This is a genomic window from Azospirillum sp. SYSU D00513 (genome assembly GCF_017356015.1).
In the GTDB taxonomy this organism is placed as follows: domain Bacteria; phylum Pseudomonadota; class Alphaproteobacteria; order Azospirillales; family Azospirillaceae; genus Azospirillum.
The window spans coordinates 13,067-27,526 of the sequence record NZ_JAFIQV010000014.1; the positions used below are offsets into that span (position 1 = coordinate 13,067).

The 14,460-nt window shown below is 69.2% G+C and carries 14 protein-coding genes; 5 read left to right on the plus strand and 9 right to left on the minus strand.

What is annotated here, in order from left to right:
- Positions 1–6 precede the first annotated feature (6 nt).
- Entirely contained in the window at positions 7–210 is a 204-nt protein-coding gene (locus tag JUB11_RS12420) for a type II toxin-antitoxin system HicB family antitoxin (protein ID WP_207458863.1), read from the plus strand.
- A gap of 208 nt (positions 211–418) precedes the next feature.
- On the opposite strand, the gene JUB11_RS12425 is transcribed toward JUB11_RS12420, so the two are convergent.
- The 7 genes from JUB11_RS12425 to JUB11_RS12455 all read right to left on the minus strand — a co-directional run bounded on the left by JUB11_RS12425 (position 419) and on the right by JUB11_RS12455 (position 8,202).
- The gene (locus JUB11_RS12425; RefSeq protein WP_207458864.1) at positions 419–1,585 is read right to left on the minus strand and encodes a DUF1513 domain-containing protein; all 1,167 of its coding nucleotides are present in this window, start codon (positions 1,583–1,585) and stop codon (positions 419–421) included.
- Positions 1,585–2,697, minus strand: a complete 1,113-nt coding sequence (locus JUB11_RS12430; protein ID WP_247887012.1) for an imelysin family protein — start codon at positions 2,695–2,697, stop codon at positions 1,585–1,587. Before JUB11_RS12430 ends, JUB11_RS12425 begins: the two co-directional genes overlap by 1 nt.
- 34 nt (positions 2,698–2,731) lie before the next feature.
- Positions 2,732–3,982, minus strand: coding sequence for a di-heme oxidoredictase family protein (locus JUB11_RS12435; protein ID WP_207458865.1), 1,251 nt, complete (start codon positions 3,980–3,982; stop codon positions 2,732–2,734).
- 13 nt (positions 3,983–3,995) lie between these two features.
- A complete protein-coding gene (locus JUB11_RS12440) occupies positions 3,996–5,480 on the minus strand; it encodes a multicopper oxidase family protein (RefSeq protein ID WP_207458866.1) in 1,485 nt (494 codons plus the stop codon).
- Positions 5,481–5,513: 33 nt separating this feature from the next.
- Positions 5,514–6,797, minus strand: coding sequence for an imelysin family protein (locus tag JUB11_RS12445; protein WP_207458867.1), 1,284 nt, complete (start codon positions 6,795–6,797; stop codon positions 5,514–5,516).
- A 157-nt stretch (positions 6,798–6,954) separates the two neighbouring features.
- Positions 6,955–7,278, minus strand: a complete 324-nt coding sequence (locus JUB11_RS12450) for a hypothetical protein (RefSeq protein WP_207458868.1) — start codon at positions 7,276–7,278, stop codon at positions 6,955–6,957.
- A 105-nt stretch (positions 7,279–7,383) separates the two neighbouring features.
- Positions 7,384–8,202: a uroporphyrinogen-III synthase gene (locus tag JUB11_RS12455; RefSeq protein WP_207458869.1), complete on the minus strand. Its 819-nt coding sequence runs from the start codon at positions 8,200–8,202 to the stop codon at positions 7,384–7,386.
- Positions 8,203–8,552: 350 nt separating this feature from the next.
- On the opposite strand from JUB11_RS12455, the gene JUB11_RS12460 reads away from it, so the two are divergent.
- Positions 8,553–9,161, plus strand: coding sequence for a superoxide dismutase (locus JUB11_RS12460; RefSeq protein WP_207458870.1), 609 nt, complete (start codon positions 8,553–8,555; stop codon positions 9,159–9,161).
- Between the two features lie 581 nt (positions 9,162–9,742).
- Here the strand turns inward: JUB11_RS12460 and JUB11_RS12465 are convergent.
- Positions 9,743–10,291, minus strand: coding sequence for a cupin domain-containing protein (locus tag JUB11_RS12465; RefSeq protein WP_207458871.1), 549 nt, complete (start codon positions 10,289–10,291; stop codon positions 9,743–9,745).
- Between the two features lie 163 nt (positions 10,292–10,454).
- Between JUB11_RS12465 and JUB11_RS12470 the strand changes: the two genes are divergently transcribed.
- The 3 genes from JUB11_RS12470 (at position 10,455) to JUB11_RS12480 (ending at position 13,822) form a co-directional block, all read left to right on the plus strand.
- Positions 10,455–11,780 (plus strand): aspartate aminotransferase family protein, encoded by a 1,326-nt coding sequence (locus tag JUB11_RS12470; RefSeq protein ID WP_207458872.1) that lies wholly within the window; start codon positions 10,455–10,457, stop codon positions 11,778–11,780.
- A gap of 10 nt (positions 11,781–11,790) precedes the next feature.
- Positions 11,791–13,293, plus strand: a complete 1,503-nt coding sequence (locus tag JUB11_RS12475) for a CoA-acylating methylmalonate-semialdehyde dehydrogenase (protein ID WP_207458873.1) — start codon at positions 11,791–11,793, stop codon at positions 13,291–13,293.
- A gap of 130 nt (positions 13,294–13,423) precedes the next feature.
- The gene (locus tag JUB11_RS12480) at positions 13,424–13,822 is read left to right on the plus strand and encodes a four-helix bundle copper-binding protein (protein WP_207458874.1); all 399 of its coding nucleotides are present in this window, start codon (positions 13,424–13,426) and stop codon (positions 13,820–13,822) included.
- A gap of 18 nt (positions 13,823–13,840) precedes the next feature.
- Here the strand turns inward: JUB11_RS12480 and JUB11_RS12485 are convergent, their stop codons facing one another.
- A complete protein-coding gene (locus JUB11_RS12485; protein ID WP_207458875.1) occupies positions 13,841–14,299 on the minus strand; it encodes an Lrp/AsnC family transcriptional regulator in 459 nt (152 codons plus the stop codon).
- Between the last annotated feature and the right edge of the window lie 161 nt (positions 14,300–14,460).

The window sequence follows — 14,460 nt, forward strand, 5'->3', positions numbered from 1 at the left end:
CTTGCGATGAACGTGCCGGACCATGCCTTCATCTTGCGTCCGCTGAGTGCGGAAGACGGTGGCGGCTACCTGATCGAATTTCCGGATTTTCCGGGGTGCATGTCGGATGGGGAAACCGCCGAGGAGGCGCTTCAAAACGGTTCGGACGCCGTTAGAAGCTGGGTGGCTGCGATGATTGAGGCCGGCCGAGATGTTCCGATGGGGTCCTGAAGCATAAAAAAGTAAATGAGACGCCGTCATCCCCGCGAAAGCGGGGATCCAGAAGTTCGCAGAACGGACGCTGTGGAAGAGTTCTGGACCCCCGCTTTCGCGGGGGTGACGGTTAGGGGCATGTTTTTCCAAAAAATACTGCTACGAAATTGTGCAGCCCTTTTGATGTGATCCAAGTTTCGTTGGCGTACTTCGCTACCGCAAACCCTCACCCACCCACCGCCGTCATGTGGTTGTCCCAGCGGAAACCTGCCACCACGTGCGCTGGACCTTCGGTCGGTCCTTGCGGCGCAAGGGTGGCGACCACGCCGAAGCCGTTGGACATGAGGTAACCGCCGTCGAGCGGGGCGATGCCGCAGCCGTCGGGCAGGGGGACGGAGCCGAGCCATGCGCCATCAGCGGCGTTCCACAGGCCGATGAGCCCGCCGCGCGGCGAGCTGGCCGCGATGGTGCCGCCGCCGGCCGCGACGCTGCCGACATAGCCGTCGAAGCGGGCCAGATCCTCCTCCGGCATGGCGAGCGGCACCGGGGCGCCGCCGGGGCGGTGGGTCCAGACCAGGGGCTGAAGCTCGCCGTTCGGCCGTTCGTCCTGCACGCCGAAGGCGACGCCGCCGTCCGGCAAAGGGGCAAGATGGCGGATGCCCAGGTTGTCATGCCCCAAGGGCAGGCGCACCTGTTCGAGCAGGCGCCCGGTCGCGGTCTCCACATAGGTGAGCGAGGCGTCCACCCGGTCCAGGTTCAGTTTGGCGCGCCCTGTGTCGGGGTGGGTGATGACGCCGCCGTTCGCCACGGCGAGCACCCGTCCGCCGTCGAGCGCGATCAACTCGTGCGGGCCGGTGCCGTGGGTCGGCAGGATGCCGACGCGCCGATAGCCGTCCGTCACATCGTAAATCGCGACCGCGCCGGTCTCGTTCGGCACGTCGTCCTCCGCGACGTAGAGAATGCGGCCGTCGGCGGTGAAGGCGCCATGGCCGGTGAAGCGCCGGTCCTTCGGCACGGCGACAGCCGGGCCGGCGCCGCCGCCCTCGAGCGAGACGGGAACGAACCAGCGCCCCGGCCGCCGCGCGAAGACCACGGCCTCCGCGCGGGACGGGTTCGGGACGACGGCGTGGGCGCGGCCGGGCAGGGGCGTTGCGAAGACCAGCTCGCCCGCCCGGTTCAGCCCGGCGACGCCGTAGTTGGCCTCGCCGCCCGCGCTGCCGCCCGTCCCGTAGGCGCTGAGCAGCAGCGGTTCCGCGCCGGCCCGCGCCAGCACCGGAACGGCCATGCTTGCTAGCAGCCCGCCGCCGAAACCGGCGAGCAGCCGGCGCCGTCCAATCTTCAGGGGGCCGATCCTCAGGGGGCCAATCTGCAGGGGATCATCCGGCAAGGTCATCAGTCGCCGTCCAGTTCGTTGAAGCCCAGCGTGATGCCGAGCAAGGGCGGAAGGGTCTGGTTGATGTGGGATTGGGCCTTCTTGGCCGCGCGCAGCAGCGCCTCGGCGGAGGGGCGGGCCTGCGGATCCGCCGCCGCCGGGCCGAGCGGCATGGGCACCGCCGCCGCTGCGGCCTGTGCTTCGTCGAAGGCGGCCAGCGTCACCGAGGCCGCCCTGGTCCCTTCCGCCGTCGCGGGCAGGAGGGTCAGCATGCCGGGTCCGCCATTCTCCCCGGCCAGGAAGCCGCGCATGGCCGCGAGGTTCAGGGCGATGTTGCGGAGCCCGCGGCCGGCGCGCGGCGATTCGGCCAGCGCCGGCTTCGCGTCCTCCAGCGACTGGCCGAGCGGGGCCAGCAGCTTCTGGTCCACCACGACCTGGATCATGGTCAGGACGGAACGGTAGAGGTTGTTCGCGGACTCCCGCGCGTCGGCGCCGACCGCCGTCGCCTCTCCGGCCGCGAGCTTCGGGCCGAGTTCGGCCCAGCCGTCGCGGACCTCCGCCGTCAGTGCTGCAAAGTTGCGGGCGATGGACGTGCCGAGCGCGCAGCGGTACCGCCCGGCCTCATCGCCGGTGAAGGACTCCGGCGTCGGGGACTTGTCGTGGAGCAGGATCTCGATGGCGGTGAGACCCTGGACGGCCGCGCTCTGCTTGGCGAGGGCACCTGGCTCCAGCGCCTTCGGATCCTTCGCGGAGAGGAACTGGCCGAGCTGCCGGCCCACGATCCCGCGCCGCTCCGGCCAGAAGGCCAGCCGGTCGGAGCGGCCCTCCAGCAGGATCGGCCCGGGCCGCAGGTGCTGCGCGCCCGCCCAGCCGTCCATCGCCGCGTCATAGCCCCCACGGACGGAGTCCAGCCCAGCCGCGTCGGGTGCCGCGCAGAAGCGCTCGAACCGCGCCGCAAGCTCGGCCCCGGCGCTCGCCAGGGCGCTCACGCGGGGCTGCACATGGGTGCGGACCAGCCCGTCGAGGAAGGCCTTGTCCCCCGCCTCGCTCCGCTCGGCGAGCGCCGGGCCGCTGGGAAGAAGGAGGCCCAGGACCGCCGCCGAGAGGAGCGGGAGCATCGTTCTGCGTCGCATCGAAACCACTTTCATCTCCAGGCCCGCACTCACGTCAGCGGGACAGAACATATCGGACAAGTCGCTGCCGGTCGGAAAGCGGAAGCTCCATGAAGCGCCCGCGCGCGCCATCGGCCTCGCCGCCGTGCCAGAGGATGGCTTCCTCCACGCTGCGCGCCCGGCCGTCATGGAGCAGGGCGAGGTTGCCGTTCGTGCCTGTTGCGTCCGCAGCCCGGCCGGCCGCAAGGGCCCAGAGCGGGGCTGTCCGCCATTCGCGGCCGCTTGCCTCTGCCGCCGGAACGGCGTCGGCGAGGCCGTCGCCCATGTCGTGCAGCAGCAGGTCGGTGAAGGCGGCGACGGCCTCTCCGCCGGCCGGGAAGGACGGCCGGTGGCAGGCGGCGCAGCCCGTCGCGGCGAAGAGGACCGCGCCTTCCGGGTCGTCCGGGGCGTCGCCGCCCGCCGGTGGCAGCCGGCGCAGGAACCCGTCCAGCAGCGCCAGGATGGTGGTGGGGATCTCCACCCCCTCGAACTGGGGCGAGTCGCCGTGCTTGGCCTCGCGGCAGGCCACCTGCGCCGGGGTGCAGTCGCCCCAATGGTCGGGGAAAAGCGGGGTGGACAGTCCGATGTCGAGGCTGAAGGCCTCGGCGTTCTGGCGGGTCAGGGTGGGGTGGGCGGCCTTCCAGCCGAAGCGCCCGACGGCGCCGCCGACGCGGTTGGCCCGGCCGGACACGCCGTCGCCGTCCCGGTCGTCCGGGTCCTCCAGCGCCAGTATGTCGGCCTCGGCCACCCTCTCCAGAAGGCCGAGGCCACGGACGGCCGGCGCCAACCTGGCGGACAGGGACGTGCCGCCGGCCAGGGCGCCGTAGCCGAGGTCGGCCGTGCCGTAGTCCGGGCGGGACAGGACGGCGCTGCTGCCGTCGGGATAGGCGACCTTTTCGTCCTTCCACGCGACCGTGACGCGCCCCTCGGCGGGGATGCCGGGTGTCGCGAGCGTGTGGAACTGGCGCCCGTAGACCGGGTCTTCGTTCAGCCGCAGCACGAAGCCGACGCCGCGATCCTCCGCATCGCCTGGCGTGGGAGGGCGTCCCCGGCCGCCGGGCAGCCCGCCGGAGGCGGGGTGGCAGGTCGCGCAGGAGCGCGCCGTGTAGAGCGGTCCCAGCCCGTCGGTCGCCTGGGTGGAGGCCGGGGCGGTGACCCACAGCCGCTCGAACATCGCCCGGCCGATGCGGTCGTCGAGGCTTCCGGCGGCGGCGGCGCCCGTCAGGAGGGTGAGGGCCGCGACGGCCGGCAGGAGGGATGGCCGCATGGCGGGGCCGTTCCTAGGCGACGCGCAGATAGCCCATCATCCCGGTCTCCTGGTGCTCGATGATGTGGCAGTGGAACATCCAGTCGCCGGGATTGTCGGCCCGGATGGCGACGCGCATGCGCTCCCTCGGCTCCAGCAGGACGGTGTCGGCGTGATGGCGGGGCAGCTCGCGCTTGTCGGAATCCAGCACCAGGAAGGTGTGGCCGTGGATGTGGATCGGGTGGAGGTGCGGCGTAAGGTTCGCCAGCTCGAAGACGTAGCTCCGGCCGCGCTCCAGCGTCGCGATGGGTGGCGGCAGGCGCTGGTGGCCGTCCTCCGGCCAGCTGCGCTGGTTGACCGCCCAGAAGGTCTTGTCGGACAGGCAGAGGGAATCCGCGAGCGGAAGGTCGCCGGATATGGCTGGGTCGAAGACCTGCGCCACCGCCGTGGCGGAGAAGTCCACCCGCATCGCAGCGGCCCCGTCCAGTTCGGGTTCGGGGATCGCGGCGGCGGGCAGGGGGGCAGGCTCGAAGGCGGGCTTGCGCAGGGGCTCCCCCACCGCGCGGAAGCTGGCGAGCGGCCGGGGCTCGGGCGCGTAGACGTTGACCAGCCGCACCGTCCCGCCGGCCGTCTTTGGCGCGCGGAAGACGACGTCGAGCCGCATCGCCGGCCCCATCAGCCAGCCGTCGAGCGGCCGGGGCGGCAGCGGGTTGCCGTCCACCGCGATGATCCAGGCGTCGGCTCCCTCCACGCGCAGGTCGAGGATGCGGGTGTTGTCGATGTTGTAGAGGCGGGCGCGGACGTCGCCGTTGGCGGGCACGTCGAACACCGGCCCGATCCGCCCGTTGACCGTCGCCGTGTTGCCGAAGGTGCCGGCGCGGCCGGCGCCCCGGTCGGTGATGATCGTCCCGAAGCTTCCATCCTTGTTGAGCTGCCAGTCCTTCACGGCGCAGACGAGGTCTGCGTCGAAGGCGGGGCCGCCCTCTTCCTCCACGATCAGGATGCCGGCGAGGCCGCGCCCCAGCATCTCCACCGTGTTGCAGTGGGTGTGGAAGAAGAAGGAACCGGAATCGGGGGGCGTGAAGTCGTACAGATGGCGCTCGCCCGGCTTCACCGGCGCCTGCGTCAGGAAGGGAACGCCGTCCTCTGCGTTGGGCAGGCGGATGCCGTGCCAGTGGATGGAGGTGTGCGCGTCCAGCTCGTTGACGAGCATCGCCCTGAGCCGCTGGCCCTTCTTGAGGCGGATCACCGGGCCGGGGAAGTCGTCGCCGTAGGTGACGACCGGGGTCGGCCCGGCGGGTTCGGGCAGGATCCGAGCGGAGCGGCGGCGGGCCACCAGCTCCACCTCCAGCGGTTCCGGCGGAGGACCCGCAGACTGGACAGGCAGGGGCGGAGCCGCCGTGACCCGCGCGGGCGGCAGGCCCAGCGCGGCGGCCCCCAGGCCCCCACAGCCCGCCAGCAGAAGCGAGCGCCGCGTCAGGCGCGCGGTGGCGCCGGTGCGGGCGGCGGTGGGTCCCATGATCCTGTCCTTACCCTGGTGAAGGCCGCCGGCTTACTGCACGGCCGACGGGTTGTCGAGGCTGTCCGAGCCCTCGATCTGGATGGTCACGCCGAGCGCGTTGACGACGCCTTCCAGCGCCTGCTTCTGGGCCACGAGACGGTCCACGGCGGTGGCGATGATCTTGTTGCCCGCGTCGTTGCCGGCGCCGAGCATCTGGTCATAGGCCATCTTCTTGCCGTCGGCCGTGTCCTTCATCGTCTGGAAGGCGTTCAGCGCCGCGGCCATGCTGGCCTGCACCTTGGCGTCGGCCTCCGGCGACTTCGCCGCGACATACTGCGACAGGGACGGGCCGGACACCACGCTGCCGTCGGTCCGGCGGTACTTGCCGGTGTAGACGTTCATCATGCCGACTTGGTCGTAAAAGTGCGAGTTGTGGGTGTTGTCGGAGAAGCAGTCATGCTCCTCCTCCGGGTCGTGCAGCATGAGGCCGAGCTTCATGCGCTCGCCCGCCAGCTCGCCGTAGCTGAGGCTGCCGAGGCCGGTCAGCATGCGGGCGATCCCGTCCTGCGCGCCCGCCTGGAGGATGGAGCCGCGGGCCTCGCCCTGCGGCGCCCAGGCCTTCACCATCGTCTCCAGGTCGGAGATCAGGAGGTCGGTGGCGGCCTGGAGATACTGGGCGCGGCGGTCACAGTTGCCGTTGGTGCAGCCGGTCTTGGCGAAGTCCGTGGCCTTGCGGTTGCCGGCGCCCGGACCCGTTCCGTTCAGATCCTGGCCCCACAGGAGGAATTCGATGGCGTGGTAGCCGGTGGCGACGTTCGCCTCCACGCCGCCCGCCTCGTGCAGGTCATCGGACAGCAGCTTGGCGTCGATCTTCGAGGCGTCGATGTTCTTGCCGCCGGCGCGCAGGGTCTTGTTGGCGATCACGTTGGCGCTGCGGAAGGGGTTGTCCTCGCCGGCGCCGTAATTCGCGTCGACATAGTCGATCAGCCCCTCGTCGAGCGGCCAGGCGTTGACCTTGCCCTCCCACTCGTCAACGGCCGGATTGCCGAAGCGGAAGGCCTCGGTCTGCATGTAGGGAACGCGGGCGTTCAGCCAGGCTTGGCGCGCCTTGGCGAGGTTGTCCTCGGTCGGGTTGGCGACAAGCGCGTCCACTGCGGCCTTCAGCGCCTTGGCCGAAGTCAGGGAGTCCTGGAAGGCGGCATGCGCGATGTCCGCGTAGGTCTTCAGGACATCGGCCGCCGCCGGCTGTGCCGCCTTCTGGGCAGTCTGGGCCGAGACAGGTGCGGCAAGCAGCACGGTGGCGAGGACGGCGGTGCCGACAGCGCGCTTCAACATGGATTTCCCCCTACGGTGATCGGCCAATTATGCAACTGCGAATGATTTGCAATAACTGGACGCGAAGGGAGGCCGCTGTCAAGCTCTTCCATGGGGCTGGACCTGACCGGACGCGCAAGGGTGGGATGCGCGCCCGCCGATCAGGCGCCCAAAGCCGTCAGGAGCGTGGCGTGAAGCTGCGGGTCGGCTTGCGCTCGACCACCACCGGGGAACGGCCGCCCGGCGGACCGGAGTGGGGGCGGGGGCTGAAGCCCATGTCCGGGCCGCCCATGCCGGAGCTTTCGCGGATGCGGAAGATGCCGGCTTCGGCCGGCAGCGCCTCCGCCAGGACGACGACCGAGTTCAGCGACACCAGCGGCGAGCCACCGGAGGCGCCGGCGAAGGGTAGAAGCCGGCCGGAGGACAGGTAGCCTTCCACCTGCTCGGTCGAGCAGTTGAGCCACTTCGCGGCTTGATCGATGGTGATGGACTGATCGCGCATGGCTCGGCGGCTCCTGGAGGTCGACGGGCGTACTTTTGCCTCAGCGTGCACCGGCGGGCAAGTGCGGTGCGTGCGGGTAAGGAGTTTTCCTTATGCCGCCTGCGTTCACGCCGCCTTCAGGGATTCGCGGATGGCGTTCACCAGCGGCTTCATGTGGAAGGTGCTCTCCGGCGAGACGGCGATGGTGAAGCCCAGGGCCTCCACCGCCGAGGCGACCACGGGGCCGACGGCGGCGATGCGGGTGCGCGACAGCCCGTCGTGCAGTTCCTTTTCCAGCCCCCGGTCGCGGGCGACGTCCTGGAGGCGGCGGACCTGGGGCGAGGCGGTGAAGGCGATGTAGTCCACCTTGCCATCCGCCATCTCGCGGATCGCGGCGGCGACCTGCTCGGTTTCGGCGTCCGTGGCGTAGCGGTAGGGGGTGACCGTCTCCACCGCGGCGCCGGCCCCGCGCAGGGCATCGAGGAGAAGGTCGTTCGGGTTGCCGGGATAGAGTTGGACGCCGACCGTGCGGCCGGTCAGGTCCTCGCCCGCCAGCGAGGCGATCACGCCCTCGGTCGTCGGTTCCTCGGCCGGCAGGTCGGAGGTCAGGCCGAGTTCGCGCAGCGCCCGCGCCGGCTTCGGTCCGCGGGTGATCTTGCGGACCTCTCCGAGAGCCTCCACGACCTGCGCGTCGATGGACTGCGCCCGCGCGACCGCCATCATGCGGCGCATGCCCTCGCCGGTCAGCAGGATCACGTCATCGAAGGCGCCCGCGCACAGCCGGTCGAGCCAGGCCCGGACCGGGGCCGTGTCCTCCAGGTCGAGGATCGAGACCAGCGGGCAGCGCAGGGTTTCCGCGCCCTGGCTTTCCAGCATCCTGGCGAAGAGGTCGAGTTCCCGGCTCTCCGGCACCATGAACCGCCGGCCCGCGAGGTCTCCTGACATGATCCGCGTCTCCCTTTCGCCTGTCGATGCCCGGATGATGCGCCTTCCCGCCGCGCCACGGCAAGACATCCCGTTCCTGCCGCCCCGCGGCAGGACATCTCTTGCATGGGAACAAACGGACAGGCGTGAATGTTGCCGGTCCTGATCCCCCATGGCGGTTTCGCGGGCGGGCGGAGCTTAAGCGTGGGCTTTCGGTCCGTGGAATTTCATGCTTGTATGGCGCCCGCCGATGGGGCCGGGGCTTGTCCGGGACGGGACCGGCGTCCATCATTGCAACGCGCCGCCTCGCGCCGACGCGGCAGCGGCACAACGATTTCGATCTTTTGAGAATCAAAGCGGAGGACGCTTCCATGGCTTTCGAACTTCCGAGCCTTCCCTACTCGCACAACGCCCTGGCCGAGCGCGGCATGTGCCAGGAGACGCTGGAACTGCACCACGGCAAGCACCACCAGGCCTACGTCACGGCACTGAACGGCTTCGTCGAGAAGAACGACGCGCTGAAGGGCAAATCGCTGGAGGAGATCGTGAAGCTCTCCTTCGGCAAGGACGACATGGCCCCGGTGTTCAACAACGCCGGCCAGCACTGGAACCACATCCTGTTCTGGCAGTGCCTGTCCCCGACCGGCGGCAAGCTGCCGGGCAGCCTGGAGCAGAAGCTGACCGAGGATTTCGGCAGCGTCGACAAGTTCAAGGAAGCCTTCAAGGCCGCCGCGACCTCGCAGTTCGGTTCGGGCTGGGCCTGGCTGGTCGCTGGCGGCGACGGCAAGCTGAAGGTCACCAAGACCCCGAACGGCTCCAACCCGCTCGCCACCGGCGAGGGCAAGGTCCTGCTCGGCCTCGATGTGTGGGAGCACAGCTACTACCTGGACTTCCGCAACCGCCGTCCGGACTACACCCAGAACTTCCTGGACAACCTCGCCAACTACGAGTTTGCCGAGGCCCAGCTGAAGGCCGCCTGATCGGGCTGTTATTCGGTTTGAAGAAGGGGACGGTCTGCCGCAGGGTGGGCCGTCCCCTTTTCCGTTCAAGCTTTGAGACGGATGGTCGAGGAAATCTCATCGATCGTCATGGAGAGCCTTCCCGTGTCCGGGTCGCGCTCCAGCAGGCCGAGTTCATCGAGCGCCGTGAGTCCGAGGGATCCAGAAGCCCGTGGAGCGGATTCGTTGGAACAGTCTTGGCCCCCCGCTCTCGCGCATAGGCGCTGACTTTGAGAATCGACCGATGAAACCGCGCATCCGACCGCCTTTCCACCGTCATCCCCGCGGACGCGGGGATCCAGAGTTTCCAATAGGTTCGCTTTGGGAGGGACTGGATTCCCGCTCTCACGCAAACTTCGTTTGCGCTGACGCGGCAAGCGAATGCCAAAGGCATTCGCCGGGAGCGTTTCGCGGGAATGATGAGGGGGAGGGCGTGAGCTTCGGCAAAACGGGCCGATGTGCAAAAGCCGCGCCCATGCGCTTTCGCGGGGGTGACGGCAAGGGATCTTCTGCTATGACGGCTCCGCTCTGGACGGCTTTTTCCGTGCAGAAGTGCCCACTTCTCAAAAACTCGGCGGCGTGCAGGCGCTGACCACATGGCAGTCGTCGTCGCCGACATTCCGAAAACGGTGGGGCGTGCGGCTGTCGAAATAGTAGGCGTCGCCGGGGCCGAGCGTGCGCTTCTGGTCGCCGACGGTGATCTCCAGCCGGCCGCTCAGCACGATGCCGCCTTCCTCGCCCTCGTGGGTCAGCAGCACGCGGCCGGTGTCGGCGTCGGGGCGGTAGCGTTCCTTCAGGATCTGGAGGGAGCGTCCCGTGAGGTCGGGGCCGACCTGCTGGTAGGAGATGCCGCCGCGCCCGATCTCCACCAGTTCCTCCGCCGGGAAGAAGACCTTCTGGGGGATCGCCGGCTCGAAGGCGAAGAAGGCGGCGAGGCTCATCGGCACGCCGTCCAGCACCCGCTTCAGCGCGCCGACCGAGGGGTTGAGCTGGTGGGATTCGATCAGCGAGATGGTCGCGTTGGTGACGCCGGCCCGCCGGGCCAGTTCGCGCTGGGACAGGTTGTGCATCAGCCGCACCGCGCGCAGCCGCGTGCCGACATCGACGTCCATGGAAGGGGCTCCCCGTTTCGGCTGTTCAGGATACTGAACGTTTTTGCACAGCGTCATAGAGAAATCAAAGACTTAGGACAGCGCAAGAAATCATCTTGTTAAGTCCCGGAAAGCGCCGCAGTCTTCCAGCATCCCGACACCGGCTGAAACCGAGGCCCACGGCATGTCCGCGACTCTCCGCAACGCCCCAGATCTCTCCTCCCACTGGATGCCCTTCACGGCGAACCGCCAGTTCAAGGCCAAGCCGCGCATGCTGGCCTCCGCCAAGGGCATGTATTACACGACGGACGACGGGCGGCAGGTGCTCGACGGCACGTCCGGCCTGTGGTGCGTGAACGCCGGCCACGGGCGCGACCGGATCACCAAGGCGATCCAGGCCCAGGCGGCGGAGATGGACTACGCGCCGGGCTTCCAGATGAGCCACCCGCTGGTGTTCGACTTCGCCACCCAGCTCGCCGAGCTGATGCCGGGCGACCTGGACAAGGTGTTCTTCACCAACTCCGGTTCCGAATCGGTGGACACGGCGCTGAAGATCGCGCTGGCCTACCACCGCGTGCGCGGGGAGGGCACCCGCACCCGCCTGATCGGGCGCGAGAAGGGCTATCACGGCGTCGGCTTCGGTGGAATCTCCGTCGGCGGGCTGCCGAACAACCGTAAGTTCTTCGGCCCGCTGCTGGCCGGCGTCGACCATCTGCCGCACACCCACAATCTGGAGAAGAACGCCTTCACGCAGGGCGAGCCGGAGTGGGGCGCGCATCTGGCCGAGGATCTGGAGCGCATCGTCGCCCTGCACGACGCCTCCACCATCGCCGCCGTGATCGTCGAACCGATGGCGGGGTCCGCCGGCGTGCTGATCCCGCCCAAGGGCTACCTGAAGCGCCTGCGCGAGATCTGCGACAAGCACGGCATCCTGCTGATCTTCGACGAGGTGATCACCGGATTCGGCCGGCTCGGCTCGCCCTTCGCGGTCAATCATTTCGGCGTGCAGCCGGACCTGGTCACCACGGCCAAGGGGCTGACCAATGGTGCGGTGCCGATGGGTGCGGTCTTCGCGCGGAATTTCATCTACGACGCCTTCATGAACGGGCCGGAAGGCACGATCGAGCTGTTCCACGGTTACACCTATTCCGGCCACCCGCTGGCCTGCGCCGCCGGCCTGGCGACGCTGGAGGTCTACCGGGAGGAGGGGCTGCTGACCCGCGGCGCCGAGTTGGCGGGTTACTGGAGCGACGCCATCCACTCGCTGCGGGGGGCGCCGCACGTCATCGACCTGCGCGCCATCGGGCTGGTCGGCGCCGTGGAGCTGGAGCCGCGCCCCGGCGCGCCGGGTGCCCGGGCCTACGAGCTGTTCGTGAAGTGCTTCGAGGCCGGCGTCCTGGTCCGCCAGACCGGCGACATCATCGCCCTCTCGCCGCCGCTGATCGTCGAGACGGGCCAGATCGATACCATCGTTTCCACGATCGGCGACATTCTCAAGACCGTCGCGTGAGGCACAGCTGATGAACACCCTGCACCATTACATCAACGGCCGGCGCGTCGAAGGGCGCGGCGGCCAGTTCGGCGACGTCTACAACCCGGCGACGGGCGAGGTCGCCAAGCGCGCCCCGCTCGCCTCCGCCGACGAGGTGCGCGAGGCCGTCGCCTCCTGCGAGGCGGCCTTCCCGGCCTGGGCCGCGACCCCGCCGGCCAAGCGCGCCCAGGTGATGTTCGCCTTCCGCGACCTGCTGCGGCGGAACGCGGACGAGATCGCGCAGCTCATCTCCGAGGAGCACGGCAAGACGCTGGCCGACGCCAAGGGCGAGCTGGCCCGCGGGCTGGAGGTGGTCGAGTTCGCCTGCGGCATCCCGCAGATGATGAAGGGCGAATACAGCGAGAACGTCGCCACGGCGGTGGACGCCTTCAGCTTCCGCCAGCCGCTCGGCGTCGTGGCGGGCATCACGCCCTTCAATTTCCCGGCCATGGTGCCGCTCTGGATGTTTCCGGTGGCGCTGGCCTGCGGCAACTGCTTCGTCCTGAAGCCGTCGGAGAAGGTGCCCTCGGCGTCGCTGCGCATGGCCGAGCTGCTGGTGGAAGCCGGGCTGCCGGCCGGCGTCCTGAACGTCGTGGTCGGCGGCAAGGAGGCGGTGGACACGCTGCTGGAGGACCCGCGCGTCCCGGCCATCAGCTTCGTCGGCTCGACCGCCATCGGCCGCTACATCTACGCGACGGGCTGCGCCAACGGTAAGCGGGTGCAGGCGCTGTGCGGCGCCAAGAACCACCTGGTGGTCATGCCGGACGCCGACATGGACCAGGTGACCGACGCGCTGATGGGATCTGCCTACGGTTCGGCCGGCGAGCGCTGCATGGCGGTGTCGGTCGCGGTCACGGTGGGCGACGGGACCGGCGACGAGCTGATCCGGCGCCTCGCGCCGAAGGTCCGCGCGCTGAAGGTCGGGGCGGCCAGCGACCCCGAGACGGAGATGGGCCCGATCATCAGCCGCGACAGCCTGAACCGCATTCGCGGCTACATCGACGCGGGCGTCCGCGAGGGGGCCGAGCTGGTGGTGGACGGGCGCGATCTGGCGCTCCAGGGCTACGAGAAGGGCTTCTTCGTCGGCGGCTCCCTGTTCGACCGGGTGACGCCGGACATGAGCATCTACAAGGACGAGATCTTCGGCCCGGTGCTGAGCGTCGTCCGCGTAGGCGCCTACGACGAGGCGCTGAAGCTCGTCAACGACCACCAGTACGGAAACGGCACGGCGGTCTTCACCCGCGACGGCGACTGCGCGCGCGACTATGTGGCGCGGGTCCAGGTCGGCATGGTCGGTGTCAACGTGCCGATCCCCGTGCCGGTCGCCTACCACAGCTTCGGCGGCTGGAAGCAGAGCCTGTTCGGCGACCTGCACATCCACGGGCCGGAGGGCGTGCGCTTCTACACCAAGCAGAAGGCCGTCACCGCCCGCTGGCCGTCGGGCATCCGCTCCGGCGCGCAGTTCAACTTCCGCAGCGGTGCCGAGCACTGAGGCTGCGCCTTCCTCCTTCCGGTCCTTGGGGGCGTGAGCTTTCCGGGGATCGGGTGTTGGCTCGAATCGGGGACGCCATCGGCGTCCCCGATGTCGTTTGAAATCCAACAAGCCTGAGAGGATCGAGCCCATGTTCGCACGCGAGATGATCTCCACGCACCCCGACGTGAAGGGCAGCGTCAACGAGGCGCTGGTCCGCTGCATCGAGGAGTGCTTCTCCTGCGCCCAGGCCTGCGCTTCCTGCGCAGACGCCTGCCTGGCGGAGGAGATGGTGGCGGAGCTGCGGCAGTGCATCCGCTACAATCTGGACTGCGCGGACGCCTGCGCGGCGACGGGCACCATCGCCTCGCGCCGGACGGGATCGAACAAGGAGGTCATCCGCGCCATGCTGACGGCCTGCCTCGCCGCCTGCCGGAAATGCGCGGAGGAGTGCGAGAGCCACGCCAGGATGCACGAGCATTGCCGGATCTGCGCCCAGGCCTGCCGCCGGTGCGAGCAGGCCTGCCAGGCAGCCATCGGCACCGCGTGACCCTGTCCTAGCGCTATCCTAGCGCTGGGACCCGTTCCGCATCACGTTGCGGATGGTGAAGCTGGACTGGATGTGGGCGACGCCGGGCAGGCGGGACAGGTGTTCCTTGTGGATGCGGTCATAGTCGGCGGCGTCCCGCGCCTCGACCCGCAGCAGGTAATCGGCCATGCCCGACAGCAGATAGCATTCGCGGACCTCCGGGCATTTCCGGACGGCGGCCTCGAAGCGGTTCAGGAATTCTTCGGTCTGGCGCTCCAGCGTGATCTGGATGACCACGACTGTGGGGCATTCGACCTCCGGCTCCTCGATGATGGCGGTGTAGCCGCGGATGACGCCGCTGTGCTCCAGCATGTGCAGCCGGCGCAGGCAGGCCGACTGCGACAGGCCGACCTCCTCGGCCAGCTTGGCGTTGCTCATCCGGCCATCGGTCCGGAGCAGGCGGAGGATCTTATGGTCGATGGCGTCGAGGGTGGGCATGCACGAATCTGCGAAGTCCGTTCATCTTCTGCGAAGACGTCCCCTAGCCATCGCACATTCAACGACGGAACGCAAAGACCGGCGGAGCCGCCTGCCATATCATTGATCGTGGGCGGGTTTTCGGGATCGCCGGGTGGTTTTCCGGACCCCGATTCGCCCCA